The organism is Anoxybacillus sp. ST4, from assembly GCF_019448545.1.
Taxonomy (GTDB): Bacteria; Bacillota; Bacilli; order Bacillales; family Anoxybacillaceae; genus Anoxybacillus; species Anoxybacillus pushchinoensis.
In genome coordinates this window covers 66,229-93,156 of sequence record NZ_JAHZOE010000007.1, presented here as the reverse complement: position 1 = coordinate 93,156, position 26,928 = coordinate 66,229, and the positions used below count along the sequence as shown (strand labels likewise).

General features: G+C 42.8%; 28 protein-coding genes and 1 rRNA gene. 14 read left to right on the top strand and 15 right to left on the bottom strand.

Translation table 11 applies throughout. The features are described 5' to 3' along the window. Positions 1-1,145, bottom strand: a 16S ribosomal RNA gene (locus K1I44_RS07155); the annotation flags it as partial. A 203-nt stretch (positions 1,146-1,348) separates the two neighbouring features. Beyond that, complete coding sequence (locus K1I44_RS07150; protein WP_219985734.1) at positions 1,349-2,221, bottom strand: nucleotidyltransferase-like protein; 873 nt, start codon at positions 2,219-2,221, stop codon at positions 1,349-1,351. 119 nt (positions 2,222-2,340) lie between these two features. Between K1I44_RS07150 and K1I44_RS07145 the strand changes: the two genes are divergently transcribed. Continuing rightward, positions 2,341-2,703 (top strand): YgzB family protein, encoded by a 363-nt coding sequence (locus K1I44_RS07145; protein WP_004577816.1) that lies wholly within the window; start codon positions 2,341-2,343, stop codon positions 2,701-2,703. 26 nt (positions 2,704-2,729) lie between these two features. Here K1I44_RS07145 and perR read toward each other — a convergent pair whose 3' ends face one another. From perR to K1I44_RS07115, 6 genes are all read right to left on the bottom strand, one after another. After that, positions 2,730-3,173, bottom strand: a complete 444-nt coding sequence (perR, locus tag K1I44_RS07140; RefSeq protein ID WP_091704572.1) for a peroxide-responsive transcriptional repressor PerR — start codon at positions 3,171-3,173, stop codon at positions 2,730-2,732. Between the two features lie 181 nt (positions 3,174-3,354). Continuing rightward, positions 3,355-3,816, bottom strand: a complete 462-nt coding sequence (bcp, locus tag K1I44_RS07135; RefSeq protein ID WP_219985733.1) for a thioredoxin-dependent thiol peroxidase — start codon at positions 3,814-3,816, stop codon at positions 3,355-3,357. Positions 3,817-3,826: 10 nt separating this feature from the next. Then, positions 3,827-4,225, bottom strand: a complete 399-nt coding sequence (locus K1I44_RS07130) for a potassium channel family protein (protein WP_004577813.1) — start codon at positions 4,223-4,225, stop codon at positions 3,827-3,829. Between the two features lie 42 nt (positions 4,226-4,267). Next, entirely contained in the window at positions 4,268-5,053 is a 786-nt protein-coding gene (locus tag K1I44_RS07125; protein WP_219985732.1) for an ABC transporter permease, read from the bottom strand. Between the two features lie 4 nt (positions 5,054-5,057). After that, a complete protein-coding gene (locus K1I44_RS07120) occupies positions 5,058-5,849 on the bottom strand; it encodes an ABC transporter permease (protein ID WP_004577811.1) in 792 nt (263 codons plus the stop codon). Beyond that, entirely contained in the window at positions 5,842-6,837 is a 996-nt protein-coding gene (locus tag K1I44_RS07115) for an ABC transporter ATP-binding protein (protein WP_004577810.1), read from the bottom strand. The genes K1I44_RS07120 and K1I44_RS07115 overlap by 8 nt, the downstream gene beginning before the upstream one ends. Positions 6,838-6,970: 133 nt before the next feature. Between K1I44_RS07115 and K1I44_RS07110 the strand changes: the two genes are divergently transcribed. The 3 genes from K1I44_RS07110 (at position 6,971) to K1I44_RS07100 (ending at position 14,211) form a co-directional block, all read left to right on the top strand. Then, a complete protein-coding gene (locus tag K1I44_RS07110) occupies positions 6,971-8,266 on the top strand; it encodes a glutamate-1-semialdehyde 2,1-aminomutase (RefSeq protein ID WP_091704589.1) in 1,296 nt (431 codons plus the stop codon). Between the two features lie 264 nt (positions 8,267-8,530). Then, positions 8,531-13,000 carry a glutamate synthase-related protein gene (locus K1I44_RS07105; protein WP_219985739.1) on the top strand — a complete coding sequence of 1,490 codons (4,470 nt, stop codon included), beginning with the start codon at positions 8,531-8,533 and terminating at the stop codon, positions 12,998-13,000. 137 nt (positions 13,001-13,137) lie between these two features. Next, the gene (locus tag K1I44_RS07100; RefSeq protein ID WP_219985731.1) at positions 13,138-14,211 is read left to right on the top strand and encodes an FUSC family protein; all 1,074 of its coding nucleotides are present in this window, start codon (positions 13,138-13,140) and stop codon (positions 14,209-14,211) included. Positions 14,212-14,326: 115 nt separating this feature from the next. On the opposite strand, the gene ntdP is transcribed toward K1I44_RS07100, so the two are convergent. Next, positions 14,327-14,857 carry a nucleoside tri-diphosphate phosphatase gene (gene ntdP / locus K1I44_RS07095; RefSeq protein WP_003397934.1) on the bottom strand — a complete coding sequence of 177 codons (531 nt, stop codon included), beginning with the start codon at positions 14,855-14,857 and terminating at the stop codon, positions 14,327-14,329. Between the two features lie 37 nt (positions 14,858-14,894). Continuing rightward, complete coding sequence (locus K1I44_RS07090) at positions 14,895-15,113, bottom strand: gamma-type small acid-soluble spore protein (protein ID WP_219985730.1); 219 nt, start codon at positions 15,111-15,113, stop codon at positions 14,895-14,897. 103 nt (positions 15,114-15,216) lie between these two features. On the opposite strand from K1I44_RS07090, the gene K1I44_RS07085 reads away from it, so the two are divergent. Next, positions 15,217-15,441 carry a hypothetical protein gene (locus K1I44_RS07085; RefSeq protein ID WP_003397932.1) on the top strand — a complete coding sequence of 75 codons (225 nt, stop codon included), beginning with the start codon at positions 15,217-15,219 and terminating at the stop codon, positions 15,439-15,441. Between the two features lie 17 nt (positions 15,442-15,458). On the opposite strand, the gene mutY is transcribed toward K1I44_RS07085, so the two are convergent. Beyond that, positions 15,459-16,547, bottom strand: a complete 1,089-nt coding sequence (mutY, locus tag K1I44_RS07080; protein ID WP_219985729.1) for an A/G-specific adenine glycosylase — start codon at positions 16,545-16,547, stop codon at positions 15,459-15,461. Positions 16,548-16,602: 55 nt separating this feature from the next. On the opposite strand from mutY, the gene K1I44_RS07075 reads away from it, so the two are divergent. From K1I44_RS07075 to K1I44_RS07065, 3 genes are all read left to right on the top strand, one after another. Further along, positions 16,603-17,580 (top strand): metal-dependent hydrolase, encoded by a 978-nt coding sequence (locus K1I44_RS07075; protein WP_219985728.1) that lies wholly within the window; start codon positions 16,603-16,605, stop codon positions 17,578-17,580. A gap of 90 nt (positions 17,581-17,670) precedes the next feature. Beyond that, positions 17,671-17,838 carry a small, acid-soluble spore protein K gene (locus K1I44_RS07070; protein ID WP_003397928.1) on the top strand — a complete coding sequence of 56 codons (168 nt, stop codon included), beginning with the start codon at positions 17,671-17,673 and terminating at the stop codon, positions 17,836-17,838. Position 17,839: 1 nt separating this feature from the next. Continuing rightward, positions 17,840-18,004, top strand: a complete 165-nt coding sequence (locus K1I44_RS07065) for a YpzG family protein (RefSeq protein ID WP_006322047.1) — start codon at positions 17,840-17,842, stop codon at positions 18,002-18,004. A gap of 22 nt (positions 18,005-18,026) precedes the next feature. Here K1I44_RS07065 and K1I44_RS07060 read toward each other — a convergent pair whose 3' ends face one another. Both K1I44_RS07060 and K1I44_RS07055 read right to left on the bottom strand, forming a co-directional pair. Continuing rightward, entirely contained in the window at positions 18,027-18,347 is a 321-nt protein-coding gene (locus K1I44_RS07060; protein ID WP_003397926.1) for a YfhH family protein, read from the bottom strand. Between the two features lie 52 nt (positions 18,348-18,399). Further along, on the bottom strand, positions 18,400-20,043 hold the full coding sequence (locus tag K1I44_RS07055; RefSeq protein ID WP_219985727.1) for an L-lactate permease: 1,644 nt from the start codon (positions 20,041-20,043) through the stop codon (positions 18,400-18,402). Between the two features lie 157 nt (positions 20,044-20,200). Between K1I44_RS07055 and K1I44_RS07050 the strand changes: the two genes are divergently transcribed. Beyond that, positions 20,201-20,869: an SDR family NAD(P)-dependent oxidoreductase gene (locus K1I44_RS07050; RefSeq protein WP_003397923.1), complete on the top strand. Its 669-nt coding sequence runs from the start codon at positions 20,201-20,203 to the stop codon at positions 20,867-20,869. A gap of 6 nt (positions 20,870-20,875) precedes the next feature. Here K1I44_RS07050 and recX read toward each other — a convergent pair whose 3' ends face one another. Continuing rightward, on the bottom strand, positions 20,876-21,676 hold the full coding sequence (gene recX, locus K1I44_RS07045; protein WP_219985726.1) for a recombination regulator RecX: 801 nt from the start codon (positions 21,674-21,676) through the stop codon (positions 20,876-20,878). Between the two features lie 68 nt (positions 21,677-21,744). On the opposite strand from recX, the gene K1I44_RS07040 reads away from it, so the two are divergent. The 5 genes from K1I44_RS07040 to K1I44_RS07020 all read left to right on the top strand — a co-directional run bounded on the left by K1I44_RS07040 (position 21,745) and on the right by K1I44_RS07020 (position 25,108). After that, complete coding sequence (locus tag K1I44_RS07040) at positions 21,745-22,653, top strand: TIGR01777 family oxidoreductase (RefSeq protein WP_219985725.1); 909 nt, start codon at positions 21,745-21,747, stop codon at positions 22,651-22,653. 38 nt (positions 22,654-22,691) lie between these two features. Continuing rightward, positions 22,692-23,819, top strand: a complete 1,128-nt coding sequence (locus K1I44_RS07035) for an amidohydrolase (RefSeq protein WP_003397920.1) — start codon at positions 22,692-22,694, stop codon at positions 23,817-23,819. Between the two features lie 245 nt (positions 23,820-24,064). Next, the gene (locus K1I44_RS07030; RefSeq protein ID WP_003397918.1) at positions 24,065-24,622 is read left to right on the top strand and encodes a GNAT family N-acetyltransferase; all 558 of its coding nucleotides are present in this window, start codon (positions 24,065-24,067) and stop codon (positions 24,620-24,622) included. Positions 24,623-24,716: 94 nt separating this feature from the next. Continuing rightward, positions 24,717-24,845 carry a YfhE family protein gene (locus tag K1I44_RS07025; RefSeq protein WP_003397916.1) on the top strand — a complete coding sequence of 43 codons (129 nt, stop codon included), beginning with the start codon at positions 24,717-24,719 and terminating at the stop codon, positions 24,843-24,845. A 74-nt stretch (positions 24,846-24,919) separates the two neighbouring features. Then, positions 24,920-25,108, top strand: coding sequence for a YfhD family protein (locus K1I44_RS07020; RefSeq protein ID WP_003397915.1), 189 nt, complete (start codon positions 24,920-24,922; stop codon positions 25,106-25,108). A gap of 58 nt (positions 25,109-25,166) precedes the next feature. On the opposite strand, the gene K1I44_RS07015 is transcribed toward K1I44_RS07020, so the two are convergent. Then, complete coding sequence (locus K1I44_RS07015) at positions 25,167-26,858, bottom strand: methyl-accepting chemotaxis protein (RefSeq protein WP_219985724.1); 1,692 nt, start codon at positions 26,856-26,858, stop codon at positions 25,167-25,169. Positions 26,859-26,928 lie beyond the last annotated feature (70 nt).

The following is a 26,928-nucleotide window of genomic DNA, read 5'->3' as shown; positions in this document are numbered from 1 at the left end:
GCTGGCAACTAAGGTCGAGGGTTGCGCTCGTTGCGGGACTTAACCCAACATCTCACGACACGAGCTGACGACAACCATGCACCACCTGTCACCCTGTCCCCCCGAAGGGGGAACGCCCGATCTCTCGGGTTGTCAGGGGATGTCAAGACCTGGTAAGGTTCTTCGCGTTGCTTCGAATTAAACCACATGCTCCACCGCTTGTGCGGGCCCCCGTCAATTCCTTTGAGTTTCACTCTTGCGAGCGTACTCCCCAGGCGGAGTGCTTAATGCGTTAGCTACAGCACTAAAGGGTGGATACCCTCTAACACTTAGCACTCATCGTTTACGGCGTGGACTACCAGGGTATCTAATCCTGTTTGCTCCCCACGCTTTCGCGCCTCAGCGTCAGTTACAGACCAGAGAGCCGCCTTCGCCACTGGTGTTCCTCCACATCTCTACGCATTTCACCGCTACACGTGGAATTCCGCTCTCCTCTTCTGCACTCAAGTCCCCCAGTTTCCAATGACCCTCCACGGTTGAGCCGTGGGCTTTCACATCAGACTTAAGGAACCGCCTGCGCGCGCTTTACGCCCAATAATTCCGGACAACGCTTGCCACCTACGTATTACCGCGGCTGCTGGCACGTAGTTAGCCGTGGCTTTCTCGTTAGGTACCGTCACAGTAACGCCAGTTACTACGTTACTTGTTCTTCCCTAACAACAGAGCTTTACGACCCGAAGGCCTTCTTCGCTCACGCGGCGTTGCTCCGTCAGACTTTCGTCCATTGCGGAAGATTCCCTACTGCTGCCTCCCGTAGGAGTCTGGGCCGTGTCTCAGTCCCAGTGTGGCCGATCACCCTCTCAGGTCGGCTACGCATCGTCGCCTTGGTGAGCCGTTACCTCACCAACTAGCTAATGCGCCGCGGGCCCATCCTGTAGCGACAGCTTGCGCCGTCTTTCAACGAAACGTCATGCGACATTTCGTGTTATCCGGTATTAGCACCGATTTCTCGGTGTTATCCCCGTCTACAGGGCAGGTTGCCCACGTGTTACTCACCCGTCCGCCGCTAACGATTCAAAAGCAAGCTTTTGAATCGTCCGCTCGACTTGCATGTATTAGGCACGCCGCCAGCGTTCGTCCTGAGCCAGGATCAAACTCTCCATAGAAAGTTTATCTCTCTAGCTTCGTACGCTTTTCGCTTCGTTCAGTTTTCAAGGAACATCTTTGTCGTTTTTAAGCGACTTTTTCATACTACCATATTGCAATTTTTATGTCAACAACAAACTTTTTTTATTTTAACCGCCGCCACATCTCAGTAGCGACGATTAAAAATATATCACGAACATTTCTAAACGTCAACACCTTTTCTTTATTTTTTTTCAACTACATAATGTCTATGAAACACCCCTTGTCCTTTCGTTGTTATTTTTTCGACAGAAAGCACGTGTTTTTCAACTAAAAATTCAAGGAAAATAGCTAAATCAACCCCGTATACGGCCAGCTCTTCTTCATTTAGCAATTCGGCCATAGACCACGATGTCTCCCTTTTTGTAAGCACATCTAAAAGATGGCTTGCCCCTTGTTTGAGTTTCGAATGGATAAAAAAGTCACTTGCTAAAAATAATAACTGCAATCGCTTATCGAGCGGCTCTTCACTTCCCACTAACTCCGCATATAATTTGTAAATTTGCGGTTCAATATGCTTTACTTGATTCCATACGGTTACCTCAGGATAAAAACCGTTTTCAATAATAGCTAGGCGCGCCAAATGGTGAAGAGCATGAAGGATGTGATTGTAAGAATCAAGCCACTGATCTTTTTCAAAAAAACTTCTCCCCTCTATGTAACGACGAACTAATTTTGCAAATTCAATTCCCATCTTGACCTTTCTCTCTTCTTCTGGAAACTGCAAGAGACGTTGTCGCAACTGCTCAATATATTCATTTCGATCAAACAAAACCTTCCCGTTCAACAGCCAATTTATCACTTTTCGATTTGAGCCAAGCAGCACCCATTCTTTTACTTGATGTTCGTCGACGACGTGCAACGACGCGCTTTTTTCTTCAAATGCATAATGCTTAATAAAAACTTTTTCCTCTCCTTTCTGAACAATAACAAATAAAATAACGTCAAATAAATCCGTCTCCGGAGAGTAATCCGACCCTTTTTCAACCATTAAAATTCCAAGCGTATGAGGGTGACTAGCGCGCTCTTGGTAAATCGGACGCAACAAATCTTCCATACCCGTTTCCTCCATCTTTCAACATTGTTTGACCGTATTCGACATTTTTCAAAAAACTCCTGCTGATTACTGCTTATCATTTAAAACTTATGATATAGTTATGCATAGGAGGCGATAGTGTGGGTGTAAAATATTCAAGCAAGATCAATAAAATTCGTACATTTGCATTAAGTTTAATTTTTATCGGTTTTTTCGTCATGTACGCCGGAATATTTTTTCGTACATCCCCAATTGTCATGACGTTATTTATGATTTTAGGATTATTATTTATTATTGCAAGCACGGTCGTTTATTTTTGGATCGGGATGTTGTCCACAAAAACTGTACAAGTCGTTTGTCCGTCATGTAATAAAGTGACAAAAATGTTAGGCAGAGTCGACGTATGCATGTACTGCAACGAGCCACTTACGCTTGATCCGACACTTGAAGGAAAAGAGTTTGATGAAAAATATAATCGAAAAACAAGAAATATAAAAAGCTGATAGCATACCGCTACCAGCTTTTTATGTTAATGATGTCCTTTTTGACAGGTCGGACAAGTTCCATAAATCTCCATACGATGATAACTAACTTTAAATCCCGTCACATGTGCCGCTAAATCTTCTACTTCATCTAACCCCGGATAGTGAAAGTCAACAATTTTTCCACACACTTCGCAAATGACGTGATAATGATGCGTCGTAACAAAATCAAAACGACTCGACGCATCACCGTACGTCAATTCTTTGACAAGACCGACCTCTTTGAACACACGCAAGTTGTTATACACCGTCGCGACACTCATATTTGGAAATTTTCCTTCCAAAGCTTTATAAATTTCATCCGCTGTTGGATGGGACATCGACTGAATCAAATATTCGAGTATCGCATGACGTTGCGGTGTAATACGGACGCCGGTTTCCTTCAACGTGTGAAGCGCTTCTTTTAATTGCTGTGCGTGCGTCACCGTCATGCACCCCACTTTCATTTATAAAAATTATAATTATTACTTTGTAATTTTTATAAACAGTGTACAAAAAACTGAAACCGTTTGTCAATTGTATTTTTAGGCAAGAAAAAAAGGCGACTCTTAAAGAATCGCCGCATACATCATTGAGGAGGTGTGTTCTGCTATATCGTACGCAACGATCGTGTTATTCGTTTGAGCCAATCGCCTCTTTTAAAGCGCCTAGCACCTCTTCAACATGCCCATTTACTTTCACTTTTCTCCACTCTTTTATTATGTGACCATTCGGATCAATTAAAAACGTCGAACGCTCAATGCCCATATACTCTTTCCCGAAGTTTTTCTTCAACTTCCATACATGATACGCTTTTGCTACGTCTTGTTTTTCATCGGAAAGAAGTAAAAACGGCAAATTATGCTTTTCGATAAACTTTTTGTGACGCTCAAGTGAATCAGGACTAATACCGATAACGACCGCCCCGAGCTTAGTCAACGTTTCATAATGGTCACGAAAATGACAAGCTTCCGTCGTACACCCTGGCGTCATATCTTTCGGATAAAAGTACAAAACGACATACTTCCCACGAAATTGCGACAATGCAACTTGTTTGCCATTGCTCGCTGGCAATGTAAAATCAGGTGCTTGCATATTTTCCCTCCTACTTCCTTTCTACATCCATAACAATGCGAACGACGAAGGCAGCTGGCAGCGCATAGCCGAGCAACGCTTCGACCATTGCAATCCATCGCCCGATCCCGATTGGTACAATATCCCCATAACCAACGGAAAGCAATGTGACTGCACTAAAATATAAACTCGTTTCAACATATTGTAAAAAATGAGAAGCCTCTATATTCTTCCCATTTTCCATCATAACAACATGTCCATTTATATGCAAAATTGTATAAACAAGCGCAAATCCAATCATCGTCGTTGAATAGACGAATATGATCGCAATGAAGTTTTTTACTGAGATGACGGAACGTTTCGTTTGCCAAAATGAGAAAACACTCATACATATAATAAAAGCAATTAGCGCGATGAATACATATATCACAACATCCCCTCCTGTCCTCATATATACGAGGGGATGTCGTAATTAATTCCCGGCCCCGCGATAACGTTTGACTCCTGCATTCCACAACAAAACAGACAAAGTAAAACATACGATTCCCATGACCGGTGTTAAAAATGAATACGTGTACCATTCTGTTTTGCGCAAAAAGTAAGCCGACGGATATACACCAACAAACGCAAACGGCAAAACCCACGTTAAAACGTAGCGGATTACGCGATTATAAATATCAACAGGGTATCTCCCGTAGTTTCCGATATTATACATCATCGGCATAATCGAACTGCGCGCATCAGACCAAAAGCTAATGCTAGCTAACGAAATGAAAATACCTGCGTAAACGAACGTACCTCCTAATACAAAAAGAAGAAACAAAATCACATCATACCAATGAAACGTCAAATGTAATTTTGCAGCAGCATAACCCATAACGACTAAGCCAGTAATCCCCCCAAGAAGCGACTCTAGCTCCATGCGCTCAAGCACAATTTGAAACAAGCTATGCACCGGACGGGTGAGCACGCGATCCATTTCTCCCCGTACGATGTACCGTTCATTAAAATCCCATATGTTAAAAAACGAAGCAAATAAAGCAAACGGAACTAAAAAGAAGCCGTAAATAAAAATAATTTCATCACGCGTCCATCCGTTTAATAGTTGTGTATGTCCAAAGACAACAAGAATAAAAATTAAATTCACACCTTGAAACATTAAGTCAGATAAAAACTCGACAAATAAATCTGTCCGATATTGCAACTTTGTTTTTACATATTGACTCATATATTGAAAGAAAATAGACATATAAAACATGCGCTCACCCCCCTTGAATGATGAGTTTTCGTTTAGCCGCTTTCCATAGTAAATAAATTGGAGCAATTAATACGATACACCAGACGGCTTGAAACATCATTCCTCGCAACGCTTCATTCTCTGTAAAACTTTCCGTAAAAATCATGCTCGGAATATAGCTAATCGCTTGGAAAGGTAAATATTTCATCACATCTTGTGCCCATTCCGGATAAAAGCTGATTGGCAAAATAAGTCCTGAAAACAAATCAATAACAAACCGTTTAGCTCGGAGTAGTCCTTCCCCATTTAATGTAAAAAACGTGACCATCCCTGCAAGCAAATTGAGCTGAGAGTTAATGATAAAACTGAGTATTGTCGACAAGACGAAATATGCCCACGTATGCGCGTTCGTTGTAAATTGAAGCGAAAATACGAAAGTAACAATGAGCATCCCCGGTAATGAAAAGAAAAACAATCGAAAAATTCCTTCGCCAAGCCCTTGCATCGTCTTCATAACTAAGTAGTTGTACGGACGAATTAACTCAATCGCTACTTTTCCTTCGCGAATTTCCATTGCAATTTCACGATCGATATTATTGAAGTAAAATGCTCTTGCCATCCATGCAATAGCGACGTACGTCGTCATTTGTTCGACTGTCATTCCTTGAATAGACGGCTGTCCTCCATAAATGGCCGACCATAAAAAATAGTACGCTCCGATATTAATGCTATAAATAAAAATGCCGCTATAATAGTTCGTGCGATAAGCTAGCATCATTAAAAAACGCATTCGAATCATTTCAATGTATTTACCCATGATGAATCCCTTCTTCGTAAATATTACGGATCACTTCCTCCGTCGATACTTCACGAATGTGAATGTCTTTAAGCTCATAGGAAGACACAATCTTTCCGATCACATGAGCCATGTCATCCGCTCGCACATGCGCAATCCAACTATGCCGATCTTCCCCTTCCTCCCATGTTACATCGATAAGCGAAACAAGCTGCTCTTTGGAAACAACATCGCGAAATTGAAACTGGATTTGCTTCCCTTCTCCCCAATTTTGTTTTAACCGTTGCAATGAACCGTCATAAATAATTTTGCCTTCATCAAGCATAATGACACGCTCACAAAGCGCCTCAATATCCGTCATATCATGAGTCGTTAATAAAATGGTCGTGTTGTACTTTTCGTTAATTTCTTTTAGAAATTGACGAATTTTTAGTTTGACAAGCACATCTAAGCCGATCGTCGGTTCATCTAAAAATAAAAGCGGAGGATTATGAATGAGCGCCGCCGCTAATTCGCAGCGCATTCGCTGCCCGAGCGACAACTTACGAACAGGTTTATCTAGCAACGAACCAATGTCTAGCGTTTCAATGACATGATCCATATGTTCGTTATAGTCTTGATCAGAAACGCGATATACTTTTTTTAACAACCGAAACGATTCTTGCACCGCAATATCCCACCATAGCTGCGACCGTTGACCAAACACAACGCCGATCGTCTGCACGAAACGTTCCCGTTCTTTATGTGGATTCATCCCATTTACAACGACTCGTCCAGATGTCGGCGTTAAAATTCCTGTCAGCATTTTTATTGTCGTCGATTTACCTGCTCCGTTCTCCCCGATATAGCCAACCATTTCCCCTTGCTTTACTGTAAACGAAATGTCGTCAACTGCCCGAATCGTTTTATAATTTCTCGTAAACAAATCGCGAAACGCACCAGCTAAACCAGATCGGCTCGAGTACGATTTAAATTCTTTACGCAGTTTTTCTACTTCAATCGCATACATATTTCTCACCTCTCAAAAAATCACTATTTAATAGTGTAACGAAAATGTTTCAACTCAACAAATGGTGTGCTCAAATAAATGTGATAAAATAAACACCATGAAAGAAATTTTACATAAAAGGAGGAGGCTTCGCGTGAATTTTACGAAGTCTGAACAACTATATCAAGAAGCGCTTGAACATATTGTCGGCGGCGTCAACAGTCCCTCGCGTTCATATAAAGCAGTTGGGGGCGGTGCACCTGTCGTCATGGAAAGGGCGCAAGGTGCATACTTTTGGGATGTAGACGGCAATAAATATATCGATTATTTGGCCGCTTACGGTCCTATTATTACAGGACATGCCCATCCACACATTACGAAGGCAATCCAGCATGCAGCCGAGAACGGTGTGTTATACGGAACGCCGACACCGTATGAAATTACGTTTGCAAAAATGTTAAAAGAGGCCATCCCTTCCCTCGAAAAAGTACGTTTCGTCAACTCAGGAACAGAGGCGGTTATGACGACGATTCGCGTCGCCCGCGCTTATACCGGCCGAGACAAAATTGTAAAATTTGCTGGATGCTATCACGGACATTCTGATCTCGTTCTCGTCGCCGCAGGTTCCGGTCCATCAACGTTAGGAACTCCAGATTCCGCCGGCGTACCAAAAAGCATTGCACAAGAGGTCATTACTGTACCTTTTAACGACATACATGCTTTTAAACACGCGATGGATCGTTGGGGGCATGAAGTAGCCGCTGTGCTTGTCGAACCTATTGTAGGCAACTTCGGCATCGTTGAACCAAAACCAGGTTTTCTGCAAGCAATCAACGACATTGCTCATGCAGTTGGAGCGCTTGTGATTTACGATGAAGTCATTACTGCTTTCCGCTTTATGTATGGCGGGGCACAAAACTTACTTCACATCGAGCCGGATTTAACTGCACTTGGGAAAATTATTGGTGGCGGTTTACCAATTGGAGCGTATGGGGGAAGAAAAGACATTATGGAACAAGTAGCCCCGCTTGGTCCTGCTTACCAAGCAGGGACGATGGCAGGAAACCCAGCTTCCATTTTAGCAGGCATCGCTTGCTTAGAAGTATTACAACAAGAAGGAGTGTACGAGCATCTCGACCATCTCGGCGCCATGTTAGAGGCAGGAATTTTAACCCACGCCAAAACATACGATATTCCTGTGACGATTAACCGTCTAAAAGGGGCTCTCACCGTATACTTTACAACAGAAAAAGTAGAAAACTATGAACAAGCGGAACGAACAGACGGAGAGATGTTTGCAAAATTTTTTAAGCTCATGCTTCATCAAGGCATTAACCTCGCCCCTTCGAAATATGAAGCATGGTTCATTACGTTAGCACATACAGAGGAAGATATTGAATATACAATTGAAGCGGTAGAACGGGCATTTAAAACATTAAAAAATGAATAAATATACAAAAACAACGAGGTAGGAGCACGTTCTCCACCTCGTTGTTTTTGCCTAAAACAAAATGAAAACGCTTACATTATTTGTGAACGATTGGTTACATAGCCTGAATATCGTATCCAAAAACATGAATAAATAATTGATTTTCCTTTATGAACGTGCTAATATAAACTATAAATTTTAGAAAATTTCATTTTTTTAAAAGTTTTCGTGTGGGAGGTGGCGAAGGCGAGAAGCGAACGACAGTCGCTTACAAGCCGCATGCTTATGAAACAACGATGGAATCCAACTTCATTTCAACATTTTTATGAACATGAACACGATGCGTGTGGAATTGTTGCTGCGGTTGAAAAACGACGCATGCCGACAAAAGAAAATATTACAACCTGTATTAACGCCCTCGTCACAATGAATCATCGTGCTGGATTCATTAACGGGGAAGGAGATGGCGTTGGCGTTCATATCGATATCCCAAAAGAGCTTTGGAAAAAAAAATTGGCCGCCGCCCATCTTGATCCTCAACTTGCTGAACGCGACGATTTTACCGTTGGCCATATATTTATTGCACGAACAACGAATGTGGAAGAGAAAAAAGCGCGCATGCGCCAATTGTTTGCTCAATTTCATCTCACGCTTATTTTTGAATCTGATCGCGTCACATCTTCTTCAGCGCTTGGTCCAATCGCTTTACGTGAAGAACCGGTATTTTGGCAAATTGCCCTTTTGCCTAGCAAACATACAACCCTCGCTAACACGTTGTTTGAATTAACTGTTGAAATAGAAAAAGATGAACACGTTCACGTCGCTTCTTTAAGTAATTATCATGCTATTTATAAAGTGATGGGCGCCGGGGACATTTTACCAAAATACTATCACGATTTAGCAAGTCCGCTCGTCGCATCAACGATGACACTTGGTCATAATCGATATTCAACGAATACACTCTCAAACTTTTTCCGGGTGCAGCCGTTCAGCGTGCTAGGTCATAACGGGGAAATTAATACGATCGCTAAGCTTCGCGAAGAAGCTACGATGATCGGCGTGCCGCTAACAAACGGCGGAAGCGACTCACAAGACTTGAGCCGAACGATGGAAACACTCATTTATCGCGATGGATATACGTTATTTGAAGCAATGGATTTGTTGTTCCCGCCCATTGTAAATGAAATAAAAAACTACCCTGCACATTTACAAGATTTATATACTTACATTCGCGAAGCGTGGGGACATTTTGCCCAAGGTCCTGCCGGAATCATTTCGCGCCATGCTGATGAAGCGGTATTTAGCGTTGATGCGCTCGGGTTGCGCCCACTCTGGAAAATTGAGACCGAACATCGTTACGTATTCGCATCTGAGCCAGGCATTATTCCAACGTGCGAATACACAGGCGAACCAAAACCGCTCGCTCCTGGGGAAAAAATCGGCTTAAAATGGCAAGATGATGGAACAATTCGTATTTACGAGTACGCGGACTATCAACAAGAAGTGTACAACCGCATGCGACAGCGGCTAAATATTGAGAATATGCGGCAACGTCTACAAACGCCGACATTCAAACCTTATGTGCTCGTTGCTCAACCAACAAAAGTGCATAATGGACAATACGCTGCATTCGGTTGGGATCGCGAACATATTCAATTGCTCGAACAAATGGCGGAAAAAGGAGCTGAACCGATTCGCTCCCTCGGTCACGATGCTCCGCTTGCTGCGATCGATCCAGAACGGAAAAATATTGCGGACTTTATTAAAGAAAGCGTAGCAGTTGTCACAAACCCAGCCATCGATCGCGACCGAGAAACTGAGCACTTTTCTACTCGTGTCGTCGTTGGAAAACGGCCGAGCATCGTACTTAATGAAGAACATCCGTACACTGTAGAGCTTCTTTCCCCTATTTTAATCGAAGGAAAACTCGGCAATGAATGTGCGGAGACGTTACAGCAACCATCATATGATCAACTTGTTCATGCATTCGAAGAAAAACAGTTGATATACTTTATATCGGCTACCTTTTTTGAAACAGAAACTATTCCAGCTGCGTTAAATCGGTTAAGTGAAGAAGCGTGCGAAGCAGTAGCAAACGGAAAAACGTTGCTCGTCATTGACGATGCAAAAGCGCATCAAAACGGGCACTTATGGATCGATCCACTCCTTGTCGTATCTGCCGTCGATCAAGCGTTAACAAAAGCGGGGATAAGAAGACATTGTTCTCTCTTACTTCGCTCCGGTGCGATTCGCTCACTTCACGACTTGATCGTCGCTTACGGACTCGGCGCTAACGTCATTAGCCCGTATTTAATGTTTGCTACAGTTGCTGATTCATCAACTCGACCAGCCGTTCATTTGTATCAAGCGTTAAATAAAGGGCTCGAAAAAGTCATTTCAACGATCGGTATTCACGAGTTACGCGGATATAGTCGACTATTTTCATCCATTGGATTGCATGACGAAATCGCAGCTGTACTAAATATCGTTAACTTTTTCGGTTCACACACACTTATCCAAAATTTTGACACATTAAAACAAGATGCGATTGCACGAGCTAAAGATTTTGAAGCAGAACAAGCGAAATTGCGCAAAACATTCCACGTCTTTCCACGCATTTGGAAAGCGATTGGCGAAGTAGCTCAAACCGGCTCATACGATAGCTATCGTGACAAATTGACAGAAATCGAAACAGAGACACCAACAGCCATTCGTCATTTAACTGACTTAAAACTGGCAAGCACGCCAGCCAAAAAGGAGCAAGTCGACATTTCAGTCGGTGAACATAGTTTACCTTTTGTCATCGCCTCTATGTCCTTTGGCTCCCAAAACGAAATTGCATTTCGCGCTTATGCTGAAGCAGCGAATCGCCTCAACATGATCAGCTTAAACGGTGAAGGCGGGGAAATTAAAGATATGCTCGGCAAATATCCGCGCACGCGCGGGCAGCAAGTTGCATCTGGGCGATTCGGTGTCAATGCAGAACTGCTCAACTCATCCAATTTGCTTGAAATTAAAATCGGGCAAGGCGCGAAACCGGGAGAAGGTGGACATTTACCGGGTTCCAAAGTCACAGCGAAAATTGCTGAGGCACGCAACGCAACGATCGGCTCGGATTTAATTTCACCGTCAAACAACCATGACATTTATTCAATCGAAGACTTAGCGCAAATGATTGCCGAACTAAAAACGGCGAACGACCGAGCAAAAGTTGCTGTGAAAGTGCCAGTCGTTCCGAATATCGGAACAATTGCTGTCGGAATTGCAAAAGCGGGTGCAGACATCATTACGCTGAGCGGCTTTGACGGTGGGACAGGTGCTGCGCGCATCCATGCGATTCAACACGTTGGCCTGCCAGTAGAAATCGGGGTCAAGGCGGCACACAACGCCCTTTTAGAAGCGGGATTGCGCGATCAAGTAGAAATTTGGGCAGACGGTGGAATACGAAGTGCTATGGACGTTATGAAAGTGATGCTTCTTGGCGCGAATCGCGTCGGTTTTGGTACGTTAGCGATGATTGCAATCGGGTGTACGACATGCCGCGGTTGTCACTTAGATACGTGTCACGTCGGAATCGCCACGCAAATTGAATCGGAAGCGCAAGCAAAAGAGCACGGTTTACGCCGCTTCGTTCCAAGACAATTTGAGCAAGCTGTGCAAAACTTAGTTCGTTTCTTTACAGCCTTCGGCGAGGAGCTAAAAACGCTTACCGCTTCGCTCGGCTATACAAACTTACAACAACTTGTCGGCCGCTCCGATTTACTTGAGCAGACGCGTGGACGGGACCGCATGGACTTGACAACATTATTAAAACCGTTAGATATTGGACAATGGTATCAAAAAGAAATCGCGGCGACATCGGAAGAAGGAAAACTTGCTGTTGCAGCTGGCGCGGAATATTTGGATTACCATGTTGAGGATTTGCATCGTTCACGGGAATTTTCAACCGTCACAGCGGAACAACGTGTACTCGGCAGCCGCGTAGCGTGCCATCGCGTACGTGGTCGATTAGACGGATCGTATAAAAAGTTACCAAATATTTCTCTACGCTATAAAGACGGCTCTGTTCCGGGCAATGGACTGGGGGCGTATAACGTCACTGGCATTCATATTCACGTCGACGGTGGGGCGCAAGATGGCGTTGGAAAAACATCGTTTGGTGGCGGCATCTTCGTCTTCAAAGCAAAAGGAAAAGACGGAAAGTTTTACAATGGATCGGTAGGAAAAGGATTTGGTTACGGAGCGCAAAAAGGATTGCTAGTCGTTCAAGGAAATGCTGATGCACGCGCAGGCATTCGCCTATCAGGGGCCGATATCATTATCGGAGGGCAAGTGACGAAGCCAATCCCTGAAATTGAACATGGCAACATCGGTGTCAACGCAAACATTAAAGGCTTCGCCTTTGAATATATGACAAACGGACGCGGGCTCGTTCTCGGCGATCCAGGGCCATGGATTTGTGCAGGAATGACTGGTGGTGTCGTTTATTTGCGCCATCAGCCAGAAATGGGCTTAACGAAAGCAGCGCTTGAACGTCGCATCGCCAAAGGAGCGAACGTTACAATTCAACCGCTTAACGAAAAAGGAAAAGCGGACGTGACAGAACTGCTTCGCACATATGTTGATTTGCTTATCGAACACGAACAGCACGACGAAGCAGCAACGCTTCAACCGTTGTTGCAACAACCGGAACAACACTTTTTCCAAGTCATCCCGAAAAAAGAACAAGCAGATCCATCTGTGTCAACGGAATAAACATAAAAAGAACTGCTTCAAAAAAATGAGGCAGTTCTTTTAATTTTTTTCCTTTTGTCTTGATATACTGATGAAAAACATGTATATTTTTTTGTTGTTCTAACAAGATGATAAAAAAGAAAGGAATTTGAGCGACGATGAGACTTGGAGCCCGCGTCTTTAAAACCGGGATTGCGATTACGTTTGCATTAGTTTTAGCAAAATTGTTGCAGTTACCTTCCCCTGTATTTGCTGGCATTTCTGCTGTATTTGCGATGCAGCCGACCATTTACCGTTCATACTTGTCCTTAATTGAACAAGTGCAAGCAAATGTCATCGGTGCGGTTTTTGCGATTGTTTTTACACTTATTTTCGGACACGACCCATTTATTATCGGATTAACTGCCATTTTAGTCATTGCGTTATTTCTTCGTCTTCGTTTAGAATCTTCCATTTCTGTCGCGCTTGTAACGGTCATCGCAATTATGGAATATACGGAGGAACACTTTATTGAATTTGCGCTTATTCGCTTTTCTACGATTATGCTAGGAGTGTTGTCCGCGTTTGTCGTGAATTTAGTTTTCCTTCCACCGAAATACGAGAAAAAACTATATACGAAAATTGTCGAATATACAGAACAAATTTTAAAATGGATTCGCATGAATATTCGCCATGCATCTGAGCACCATCTGTTGAAGGAAGATATTGAAAAGTTTAAAGAGAACATGATGAAACTTGACCAACTTTATTTACTCTACAAAGAAGAACGAACGTATTTCCGTAAACATAAATATAGTAAGTCGCGCAAACTTGTCCTGTATCGACAAATGATTGTTGCAACAAACCGCGCCTTGCAGACGTTAAAGCTACTGCATCGTCTAGAAAACGAGCTGTCGCATACACCTGCTGAACTTCAAGATGCAATAAAAAACGAACTCGATTGTTTATTAAATTACCACGACCAAATATTGCTGAAGTTTATCGGGAAAGCAAAATCTGATCCACAATCACAATTTGCAACGGAAGCGTGTTCTGGAAAAAAAGGATTAATTCGCTCGTTTTTAAACGATTATGTCGAGCAAAGTGTTCAACAGGAAAATTATCAGCTGTTTCCTCTAATCGGAGCGATTATTGAATACAGTCACCAACTCGAACATCTAGACACGCTTATTGAAAGCTTTCACCATTACCATAAAGAAGAGCATACGATCCCTACTCCAGAACAAGAATAAAAGATGTCCCGCCAAAGAAACGGGACATCTTTTTTAGCTTTCCCTTCCGTAAGCACTCTGGAAACACTAGACACAAGCAAGAAGACGCTGTTTTAAAATAAAGTATGTACCTTTTTCACTTTCCATACATAATAAACTTTTTATACCAATGTTCAACAACTTCCGGAGCGAACGGTCCCTTTTTTTCCCTAATCCATTGAACTAATTTTTGAATATTATTTTTTAAAATCTCGTCAATAATATCAGGATAATTCATTTGTTCCCGATGCCGCTCATATTCATCATGATCTAATATGTCATACTGTCCGTTCGGAAATACTTTGATGTCTAAATCATAGTCAATGTATTTCAACGCTTCTCCATCCCAAACGTAAGGAGAGCTCATGTTGCAATAATAATACACACCTTCTGACCGAATCATCGCAATAATGTTAAACCAATGCTTCTCATAAAAAAAACAAATGGCCGGCTCGCGTGTCACCCATGTTCTTCCATCAGCTTCCGTCACAAGTGTGCGATCATTGCCGCCAATGATTTCTTCTTCGCTTCCCTTCAACACGACTGTCTCTTTCCATGCCCGATGAATATGCCCATCATGTTTATAGCTATGAATTTGAATGATCGCCCCTGTCTGTGGATAATCCATACATATTCCCTACTTTCGTTCGACGCTTTTTCTTCTATTATAACGTTAATGTGCAAGGAAGAAAAAGGGCATCGGACGAAAACCGATACCCTTTTCCTGTTATTGATTTTTTTTTCGCTTCTGCTTTTGCGTTTTGTTGCTTCACGTGTTGAACATCAGTTTCAGTCGCAAACTCTGTCCCATACTGGCCAGCGTTTTGCTGTTTTACGTGCTGAATATTTGTTCCTGCTACCGTTTTGTTCGGTTGTTTGTTCATGATGCTCACCTCCACGGTTATTACTTTGTATCATTTGTCGAGAAAATATCCGTATGAATAATTTTTGTTTCATTTTCCAAACTACATGAAAGAGGTGAGAAAAATGTATGTTGGACGCGACTTGACAGCCCTTCAAATGATTCCGAAACAACAGTGGAAAGATAGCGAACTCGCTTTTTTCCATCACGCTCTTCAACAAGTCACTCCATATTTAAACGTTGAAGGACAGACGATGCATCGTGAAATTATTGAGGAAATTGAAGCAAGGGGCGGTTTACATCGGAATGAGGCAACATATACAAATGGAACACGCGTATTTTATGAGTAAAGGTGATTGACTCACCTTTACTCATACGCTTGCCATATTTTTTGGTACACAACTGGAAATGCGTAAGATGCAAGCTCCTCGATCGTTACCCACTTGCGCGTTGGAACATCTACTGTAAGCCCAATCGCTTCTCCTTTATACGCTTCAATGTGCCATACAACGTGGGAGAACACATGTTGAAACGTACCAATTTGTTGTACTGAGCGAATCACAACACCATATCTTTCGCTTATTTCCTTTATAAACGCTTGGTCGTCTGCTGTCGGGGCATGCTCGTCATTTGGAAACTGCCATAAATTCGCTAATAATCCGCTATTCGGACGTTTTTCAATCAAGATGCTCCCCTTTTTATCAGCAAGTACAATAGCGCGGAAAGAAACATGTTTTGGCGCCTTTCCTTTCGTTTTTACAGGCAACTTCCCTTCTGCCCCTTCTGCAAATGCGCGACAGTGACGCTGCACAGGACATAGGAAGCAACTTGGACTTTTCGGTGTACAAATGAGCGCGCCAAGCTCCATTAACGCTTGGTTAAAATCGGACGGATTATCGTGCGCAATGATACAAGAAACAAGTTGTTCAAACTTTTTTCGCGTGCTCCCTTTTGCAATGTCATCTGTTATATAAAAAATGCGCGATAACACCCGCATGACATTCCCATCAACCGCGGGCTCAGGAATATCGTAGGCGATGCTTAATACCGCACCCGTTGTATATGGTCCAACTCCTTTCAACGACGAAAATTGTTCCTTCGATGCCGGCACACATCCATCGTATTTTTCTTTCACTTCTTTTACCGCTGCATGTAAATTGCGAATGCGCGAATAATATCCAAGCCCTTCCCATGCTTTCAACACTTCTTCTTCCTCTGCTTCAGCGAGGGCGTCTAAAGTCGGGAACTTTTCGATAAACTTATAAAAGTAAGGAATGACCGTATCGACGCGCGTTTGTTGCAACATTACTTCTGATACCCATATTTTGTACGGATCTTTTTCTTTTCGCCAAGGCAAATCGCGTTGTTCTTTGACGAACCAATGAATTAAATCGTGCTGAAATTGTTCAATATGAAAATGGTCCAATATTTGTTGTACATTTTCTTTCACGTTCATTCCTCCATGGTGGTAAACTAAAAGTAAGTCCAATCGGAAAAAGGAGGCCTTTTATTTGGATACTGGTACACACGTTTTAATGGGGTTTGCATTAGGTGGATTGGCGACGCTCGATCCAACGATTGCGAACGATCCGACGCTAGCTCATGCCGTGCTTATCGGTACGCTCGCTGGTTCGCAAGCACCTGATATTGACACCGTTTTAAAATTAAAAAATAACGCCAAATATATTCGGAATCATCGCGGCATTACCCATTCTATCCCTGCGTTATTTGTTTGGACGCTGCTCATTAGCGTTGCCCTTTTTTACGTGTATGGTGCATCGTTTTTTCATATCGCGCTTTGGACGTTTATCGCTGTCAGTTTTCATGTGTTTGTCGACATATTTAATTCATATGGAACGCAAGCGTTACGTCCTTTTTCAAAGAAATGGGTTGCTCTTGGGATAATTAATACGTTTGACCCTTTTATTTTTGTCGTTCATGTAGCCGGAGTCGTCCTATGGCTGAACGGGCACCATGCTGGGTATACGTTTCTCGCTGTGTACGTTGTGCTCATTGGTTACTATATCATTCGCTTTCGTCAACAACAAGCAATAAAGCGCAAGATCAAACAAATGTTTCCGGATGTCGAACAAATCATTACCGTACCGACAATAAAATGGAATGAATGGCATTTAGCTGTGACAACATCAACCCACTTTTACGTTGCCCGCTCGCAAAGAGGGGCGATGAACGTGCTCGACATGTTCGAAAAATGCCCTATTCCAAACATTCCTGTCATTGAGAAAGCAAAACAAGATGAAAATTTAGCGGCATTTTTGTCGTTTTCACCTGTATATCGCTGGGAAGTTCATGAGTATGACGACCATTATGAAGTGCGTTTTATTGATTTGCGTTACCGAAGCAAAGATTATTATCCATTTGTTGCGGTCGTGCAGCTTGATCGCGACTTGAATATTGTTAGCTCTTATACGGGATGGATTTTTAGCGAGAAGAAATTGCGCAAAAAACTAGAACTTATTCCAGGCTAAAGTAAACGGCGGTGTTCATAAATCACCGTCTATTGATGAATACTATACGTGTGCTTCAAAAGCACGACATCACGTCTGGAGGGACTAACAGTGGGCAATAAAGAACGAGGCTTTCCGAATCAAAACAACGAAAAATTAGAAGGTGAGCCACGCGCAAAAGCGGAATACGCATCAAAACGTGCAAACGGAACAATTAATACGCACCCTCAAGAACGAATGCATGCGTCAAGTAAACGTGGCGACATCGAGGAGGAATAAGATGGGTAAACATTGGCGTAAAAAATTTTATGATAACCGTTATTCCGATCCTTTCCCACAACCGTGGGCCAATCCGAAGCACGCCCATGCCCAAGTGAACGGTGAAACACAACAATCGCAAAGCTTAATGATTTTGCATTCTGAAGTAAGCAAACGGAAAATATGAAGAAAAGAGGTTGACATACCCGTCAACCTCTTTTCTTTAGCAACGAAATAGGTAACGCTACTTCTGTATCTGGGTCATTCAAGCGATATCCCCATGCGAATACACCGTTCACATATTGAAGTTTAAATAACGACTGTGGGTCTCCTTCAATTTCATAAAACTCTCCTGGTTGAAAGTTATCGGGATTTAACAAATACGACTTCGCCACAGCCATTTTTCTTTCGTACACCGCGTATTCGTTTACCATACCCATTTGTTCTGCTTTCCGAGCCTTTTCAGTCAATGCAGCAATCTCCTGCTTTAACTCCCATTCGCTCATTTCACTATACCGTTTCTGTTCCATTCCCCTCACTCCGCTTTATACGAACTTCATCTTTATCGTACCATAACGGGAGCTAAAACACATAGATCAAAAGAAGGCTAAGCATTCCTGTCATCAATACGTAGTAAAGCATCGGAATGAGCGTCATGCGAATAATTGTCCCTTCTTTTCCAGCTAAACCGACGACAGAAGCTGCCGCAACGACATTTAATACACAAACCATGTTTCCTGCATTCGCCCCTAGCATTTGCCCGGCGATAACGATATGATGTGGTACTTGAATTTGATCCGCAATGCTAAATTGAAATAAAGAAAACATCATATTACTAAACGTTGCACTACCTGAAATAAATGAGCCGAGCGCGCCAATTAAAGGAGCAACTAATGGCCAAGCCGCTCCAACAGCACTTGCGACCATTGACGCTAATTCAATCGGCATACTTGCAAGCCCAGCATCATTTACACCGGAATTAATGAAAATGCGAACCATCGGCACCGCTGTACCGAGCGCAATCGCGCTACCGATGAGCGTATACGCCGACTCCTTCATCGTCGCTAAAACATCTTCACGCTTCATTTTATGCATAAATACAGTTATGACAATGACGACGAGAAAAATCGTTCCCGGCAAATATAAAGGCTCAATCGCTGTACTAATGTTTGTTCCTAAAATGTTGTTAAATTGCAGCTTCACGGAACGAAGCCATGCTTTTAACGGCAAGTTTTGTAGGCGCGTCAACACTAAAATGATCGCAACAAGAATATACGGCATCCATGCAAGTAAAAGTGGCATGTCTCCCTTTTGAACCGCTGTCGTTTGTTGAAATTGATCGTTTTTAAACCCCCACGGCTCTTTTGGCAATAAAAATCCTTTTTTTGCTGCTGGTACAACAATCGCTAAGCCGATTAATCCACCGATCATCGACGGGAATTCTGGCCCTAAGAAAGAAGCGACAAGAAACGCCGGGACGGTAAAGCTAAGCCCAGCAAATAAAGCAAACTTCCAAATTTCAAACCCTTCTTTCCACGAGCGATTTTCACCGAAAAAGCGCGTTAAAATAAGCACTAAAATTAACGGAATGAACGTACCGATAATAATATCAAACGACACTGCTTGTTTTGCGAGCGTTTGAAGAAACGAAGACAAATCGGCTGTGCCGATGACGTGTTGTACTCGCTCAGCAACAGCATTTCCTTCACGAAGCCCTTGATCGACTCCGACAATGATTGGTGTTCCAACCGCTCCAAATGAAACAGGGCTACTATCCGCAACAAGCGCTACAACAACAGCAGCAAGCGGTGGAAATCCTAAGGCAACAAGAAGCGGCGCACCAATTGCTGCGGGCGTCCCGAATCCAGCTGCCCCTTCAATAAATGCCCCAAACAACCAGGCGATAATGATGACTTGTACACGTCGGTCGCGTGTAATACCTAAAAACCCGCTCCGAATCGTATCCATCGCCCCGCTTTTTGTCAACGTGTTTAACAGTAAAATTGCACCGAAAATAATCCACAAAATTGAAATGGCGACAATAACGCCTTCAATTGTTGCAGCTGCCACTTGAACACTAGGCATTTTCCAAACGAATAACGACAAAATCACAGTAATCAAAAAGCTAATCGGCATCGCTTTTGCCGCTGGTAAACGCAATAAAACGAGAAAAAGAAAGACAGCTAATACCGGTGTAGAAGCTGTTACCACTTGTAAAAAGCTCATATTGTTCCCCTTTCTTTGTTGTAATATAATGACATAAGACATTATACCATAAGTTTGTGTAGTAATTCACAATAACATTTGACTACTTCATGACAACTGCTTATGTATACGTTTTCCACGTTGTCGTGAATATATCATACATGAAAGGATGAAATAGATGGAAACGGTCGTCATTACTGGAGCTGGGACAGGACTTGGAAAAGAGCTTGCGCTTTTATATGCGCAAAAAGGATACGAAGTCGTTCTAATCGGAAGGAGAAAAGAGCCGCTTCAAAAAGTGCAACAACAAATCGAGTCATCAGGTGGAAAGGCTATTGCGTTCCCGCTTGATATTACAAGCGACGAACAAGTACAAGAAGCGGCCAAAACGCTTTGTCGTACACATCATATTACAACGCTTATTAACAATGCCGGTGTCGGCCATTTCGGTCCCCTCGAACAAATAAAAAAGCAACATATTGACGAAATGATAGATATTAACGTCAAAGGAACAATATACATGACAAAAGCATTTCTCCCATATTTAAAAGCATTACCGCAAGCAAGTGTCATCAACATCATTTCAACCGCAGGGTTGCGCGGTAAAGTGAATGAAAGTGTATATGTCGCAAGCAAGTTTGCCGTGCGCGGATTTAGTGAAAGTCTCATAAAAGAACTTGCCGAAACAAACGTTGCCGTTACGGCAGTATATATGGGTGGCATGGATACACCGTTCTGGGACGATTCCGACCATATTCAAGATCGCTCCCGTCTTCGTTCACCAAAACGTGTAGCGGAAACGATTATAAATGAATATAAGCGACAGCCAGAAATCGTCATTGAGTAGGAGGAGTTACTCCTCCTTTTTTTGTTCTAAAAACTTCTCAATGAGTGAGAGCGAAAAACCTTTTCGATATAACGCTTGTTTCATTTTTTGTTCATACGTATAACGATCGTATTTCGCGTAGCGGCGATGCGACTTTTCCCCATGATATACAAGCGCTTCCCACTCTTCTTCATCGTTTGAAACGATGTGTTGCTTTGCCGCTTCAACGATGTGGGAAGGAAAACCTTTCGTATGCAGCAATTGTGTTACATGCGCCCTTTGTTCCTGATGAGAACGTCTTTTTGACTGCTTGTCGATTTTTGCGATCCACTTCATCGCTTTATGTAATTGTATCTCTTCTGTATAACGTTCCAACGCTTTCAAAATCACATCTTCACGTATCCCTTTATCGATCAGCTCTCTATAAATGACATAAGGGCCTTTCATCGTCGTATTCATTTGTGTTTGCACATAAGCGTGGGCAAATTGTTCATCATCAATGTATCGCTCATTTTGTAGCTTCCTAATTACTTGCTCCATGATCTCATTTCCGATCCCTTTGTTTCGCAAATAATCAACTACCTCTTTTGTCGAACGCATACGATAAGCTAAAAAGCGAAGCGCTAGCTTATACGCTTGTTTTTCATGATCTTTTTTCATCATCTCCTCGCATTGGGCCGCTGTCAACATCATTCCTTTTCTCATTCGATATTCAATGAGGACATCTTGATCAACGGAAACGATTTGTTTATCGCCACTTTCCTTAACGAGATGAACGTAAAAACGTTCAGCATTTTTTCGATCTACTTCAATTTTTTCAATCCACATATGTTGAACACACCTTTTCTTTCTTTTTTCCTAAAAACAACGCATAATGAAGGAAAGGAGGGAAAAAAATGAATATTTTAATAGCTGGAGGAACTGGTTTTGTCGGTCAAGCGTTAACGGCGTACTTTGCTCAAAAAGGTTATCATATGTATATATTAACGCGAAATGCCCAAAAGCAGGAACACCATCGTTATATTCATTATGTACAATGGCTAACGAACGAAGCAAATCCTCTTGAACAACTTCCTTCTATCGATGTCGTCATTAACTTAGCTGGAGAATCAATTAATAGCGGTCGTTGGAACGACGCGAGAAAACGAACAATTGTCGAAAGTCGGTTACAAGCGACAGAAGCGATATACGATCTCATCGCACAAATGCCGAACAAGCCAAGCGTCGTCATTCAAGCGAGCGCAATCGGCATTTACGGGACATCACTACACGAAACATTTACCGAGCGTCACAACAAAGTCGGAACAGACTTTTTAGCTGAAACAGTGAAGAAATGGGAAGAGGCTGGACAACGTATCGAATCACTCGGCGTCCGCACAGTATTCATGCGCTTTGGCATTATTTTAGGGAAACATGGTGGCGCCCTGCCACGCATCGTGCTTCCGTACAAATGGTTGATTGGCGGAACAATTGGAAGCGGCCAACAATGGATGTCGTGGGTGCATATCGACGATGTCGTCGGTGTAGTGGATTTTGCGATTCGAAATGGAAACATATCGGGTCCGGTCAACGTCACCGCCCCACAACCTGTAACAATGAAGCAGTTCGGAAAAACAGTCGCAAACATATTACATCGCCCACACTGGCTACCCGTCCCATCATTCGCGTTACAATTGCTGTTAGGAGAAATGAGCATGCTCGTGTTGGAAGGACAACGCGTCATCCCAGAAAAACTACTGCAAGCTGGCTACCGTTTTTCTTTTCCAACTATTGATCGAGCGCTAGCGAACATACTACAATCGTAACGAATACAATAATAGAAAAAGAAATAAGGGAGCTTGCTATGAAAGACATATTACTAAAGTACGGTACGATATACCCAATCACTTCCCCGCCGATGAAAGGGGCAGATGTACGTATTAAAAATGGAAAAATTGTGGAGATAGGCTATGACCTTCCTGTATATGAACAATCAGAAGTTATTGATGTATCAGGAAAATACGTCTTCCCTGGGTTTATTGACGTACACACACATCTCGGCCTATACGATGAAGGGACAGGATGGGCTGGAAACGATGCTAACGAAACAATCGAGACGATGACGCCGCATGTGCGTGCCATTGATAGCGTATATCCGCTTGATCCTGGTTTCCGCGATGCGATTGAACATGGGATTACAACGGTACACATTATGCCAGGAAGTGCAAATGTCATCGGAGGAACGACCGCAGTCATTAAAACGTACGGAAAAAACGTCTCAAAAATGATTGTGAAAGAAACCGCAGGTCTAAAACTCGCCCTTGGAGAAAATCCAAAGCGAATGCACAGTCAAGGAAATAAAGAATCGCTTACACGTATGGGGATTATGGGGATGCTTCGCGAGACGTTTTATAACGCCAAATATAGCGATTGGCCACACGATTTTCGTACGATCCCTATCATTCAGGCGTTAAATCGCGACATCCCGATTCGTGTTCACGCCCATCGTGCTGACGATATTTTATCCGCGATCCGCCTAGCTGACGAGTTCGGGCTTGATTTGCGCATCGAGCATTGTACAGAAGGGCATCTCATCGCTGAAGAACTACAAGGAAGAAACTTGCACGTTTCAGTCGGACCGACACTTACCCGCCGCTCGAAAGTAGAACTGAAAAACAAAAGTTGGAAAACGTATAAAATTTTATCCGATGCTGGTGTTCACGTCTCAATTACGACAGACCATCCGTATACACCTATTCAATATTTACACATTTGCGCGGCGATCGCTGTACGCGAAGGACTTGATGAACAAAAAGCGCTCGAAGGCATTACAATTTTACCAGCGCGAAATTTAGGAGTGGACGACCGAGTCGGCAGCATAGAAGTGGGCAAAGATGCTGACATCGTCGTTTGGAATTACCATCCGTTTCACTACTTAGCAACTCCTATATTCACGATGATTAATGGAGAAATAATATACAAAAAAAATTAATAAAAAAACTATTTATTTTTTACATCATTTCAAGTATGATATAAAAGGCTATATGCGAAATATATACGTTCAAAACTATATATCGATGCGACAGTAAGGGAAGGCAAATGGTGCGCCACCAGCAGTGCGCTGGTTCTAGTGGGTTCGATTCCCACCCCGAAATTTTTTGATTTGCATAAATTAAAAAATTTCGAGGGTGGCTCGTTCCCTATGGTCGACTGCCCTCGTGAATGGAGGGAGATACGATGCTTAAAAAACGCGAACTGCAAGATTGTCAAGCGTTATACGAGCTTATGGTGCACCCGGATGTCTTCCCTTTCGTGCGCCATAAAGCATATTCATACGAAGAGTTTTTATTTATTACAAAGCAAACGATGGAAGCCGAAGAACGCGGCGAACTCATTTCGCGCACCATTTTAGATGAGTGGGGCAATCCGATTGGAACGATTAACTTATTCGATATTGAAGATGGCGCAGGCTTTTTAGGCACATGGCTCGGAAAGCCGTATCATGGGAAAGGGTATAACCAACTCGCCAAAGATGCCTTCTTTAACGAACTGTTTTATGAGCGTTCCATCAATACGATCTTCATGCGCATTCGCAAAGTCAACGTCCGCTCCACAAAAGCTGCTGAAAAACTTCCTTACGTCACCCTTGCTAATGAAACGAGAAAACGGTTATGGGAAGAAATTAATCAAGGTGAAGACATATACAACTTATATGAAATTTCAAAGGATAACTATACGTTATATGCGATGCGCCAACAAAGAGTCGATGATGAACAACAATTAAAAGAAGCGTAACCTGTTCGATGCGAACAGGTTTTTTTATTTGGATAATTTTTTATTTTTCTGTTCATAATGTTAACGTTACATTTTAAAAAAGCGAGGGATACATATGTCTGACAAAAAGAAACGCGATAAAACAAAAAGTACGCTCTCTAGCGCACAAGAAGTGACCTATGCCCGCGACTTTAAGCGTGCCGATCAAGCTGGAGGATTCACCGCCAAGCACGCACGCCATTAACAACATTCTCCATTCATTTTTTTCGCTATTCGTCACATGCTAGTAGCGAAATAAATGAAAAGGAGGCGAAAGCGATGGGTCGTTCACGCGGTCAAAAGGCGCGCGATAAAAACAAAGCGACGATGCCACAAGTGCCAAAGACGATGAAATCAGACGGACATGATGTAGAGTTTTCGGCAGAATTTGCTGATCACGAAGATTTAGAAGCGCAAGCTCGCGCCGAAGCAGCTGGCATTCGCCAAAGTAAAAGAAGAAAATCTTAAGAGACGAAGAAGGTGTCCGAATGTCGGGACACCTTCTTTCCTAACCTCGTAACTCGTACTACACTCTAAACTTCGCCACTTCACTTCTTAATTTCTCGGCCATTTCAGCTAACGATGTAGCTGCGGACGTGATTTCTTCACTAGAAGCGAGCTGTTCTTCAGAGGAAGCAGAAATTTCAGCCGTCCGCTCAACGAATCGTTTCGCAATTGATGATACTTCGTCCATGGAAGCATGTACTTGATGAACACCTGCCGACATTTGCTCTGAAATGGCTGATAGCTCTTGAATTTGATCATTCACATCTTCAATCGAACGCAAAATACGCGCAAAAAACGTTCCTGTCTCTTCAACTAACTTCGTTCCTTGTTTTACTTCCTCCGTTCCTTTTCCAACAATATGGACGACGTGTCCTGTATTTTGTTGAATCGTTTCAATTAATTGCGCAATTTGATTTGCTGATTCGCGTGACTGTTCGGCTAGTTTACGCACTTCATCCGCTACAACCGCAAACCCTTTGCCATGTTCCCCTGCGCGCGCTGCTTCAATGGCTGCGTTCAACGCCAATAAGTTCGTTTGCTCCGCAATGCCAACGATGACATCAACAATTTTTCCGATTTGAGCTGATTTTTCGTTTAACTCTTTAATCACCATATTCGTTTCATTTGTCGATTGGTTAATTGTATTCATTTGTACAACGACTTTTTGTAAATACTGCTGTCCGACCGTCGCTTGCTTTGTTGTCTCCGTCGCGGAGCTTGCTACTGACGTTGCGGTTTGAGCCATTCGTTCAATGGCTGTTGCCATTTCACCAACCGCTTGCACGCTTTCTTCCGCACGTTTTCCTTGCATTTCTGCCCCTTGAGCCACTTCCTGAATCGATGCTGTTACTTCTTCTGTCGCTGCATTTGCTTGTTGAACGCTTGCCGTTAATTCTTCCGCAGACGCAGACACATGCTCGGCCGCCGTACTTACTTGTTGAATGAGCTGTTTCAAATGATGAACCATTTGATTAAATGCTTGTGCTAGTTCCTCAATTTCATCGCGATTAGCAACGTGAATATCATCGAGCAACAAATCACCATCAGCAATTTTTTTCGCATGGTCGGAAATTTGTCTAACTGGTCGGGCAATTTTTTCGCTTATATAAAGCGCGAGAGCCATACTGACAAGAAAAACGACACCGACTGTAATAAGCGTCATATACTTCATTTGTTTTGCTTGTTGTGACAACATCGCGCTCACTTGCTGCAAATGCTTCTCTTGTACTGCCCGCGCTTGCGCCCCTGCTTCTGTCACTTCTAACGTGATCGCATTTCCTCTTTCTTTCATGAGTCGGGAAATTTCATTCATTTGACTTTGTCGTTTAAACTCCATCGCTTGTTTCGCAATATCGCGATATTCTTGTTCCGCTTTCACTAGACGTTCGATCGCCTGTTTTCCTTCGCCCTCTAGCTTGAGTGCTGCAATTTTCTTTTCGTTCTCTGAAAACTCGCTAGCCGCCTGCTCAAACGCTGCTAAACTTTCAGGGCTTCCGTTAATTAAAAACCCTCGCACAGCAATTTGTTCACGCAACACCGCATTTTGCATATTCGTGACAAAGTTAATGCGCTCGAAGCCTTCTTTCATCGCATCGGAATATTGCTTGTCGATTTGTTCTAATCGATTATATGTAAGCATACTTACTACGACGAATAACAACAATACGGAAAGAAACGTCGCGACTAATTTTTTTCTTACCGTTAACTTCATGATGCTTCCCCCCTATGATGTGATAAATAAAATAAAAAGCTGCCTAACAAACGGAAAGGCAGCTATAGTT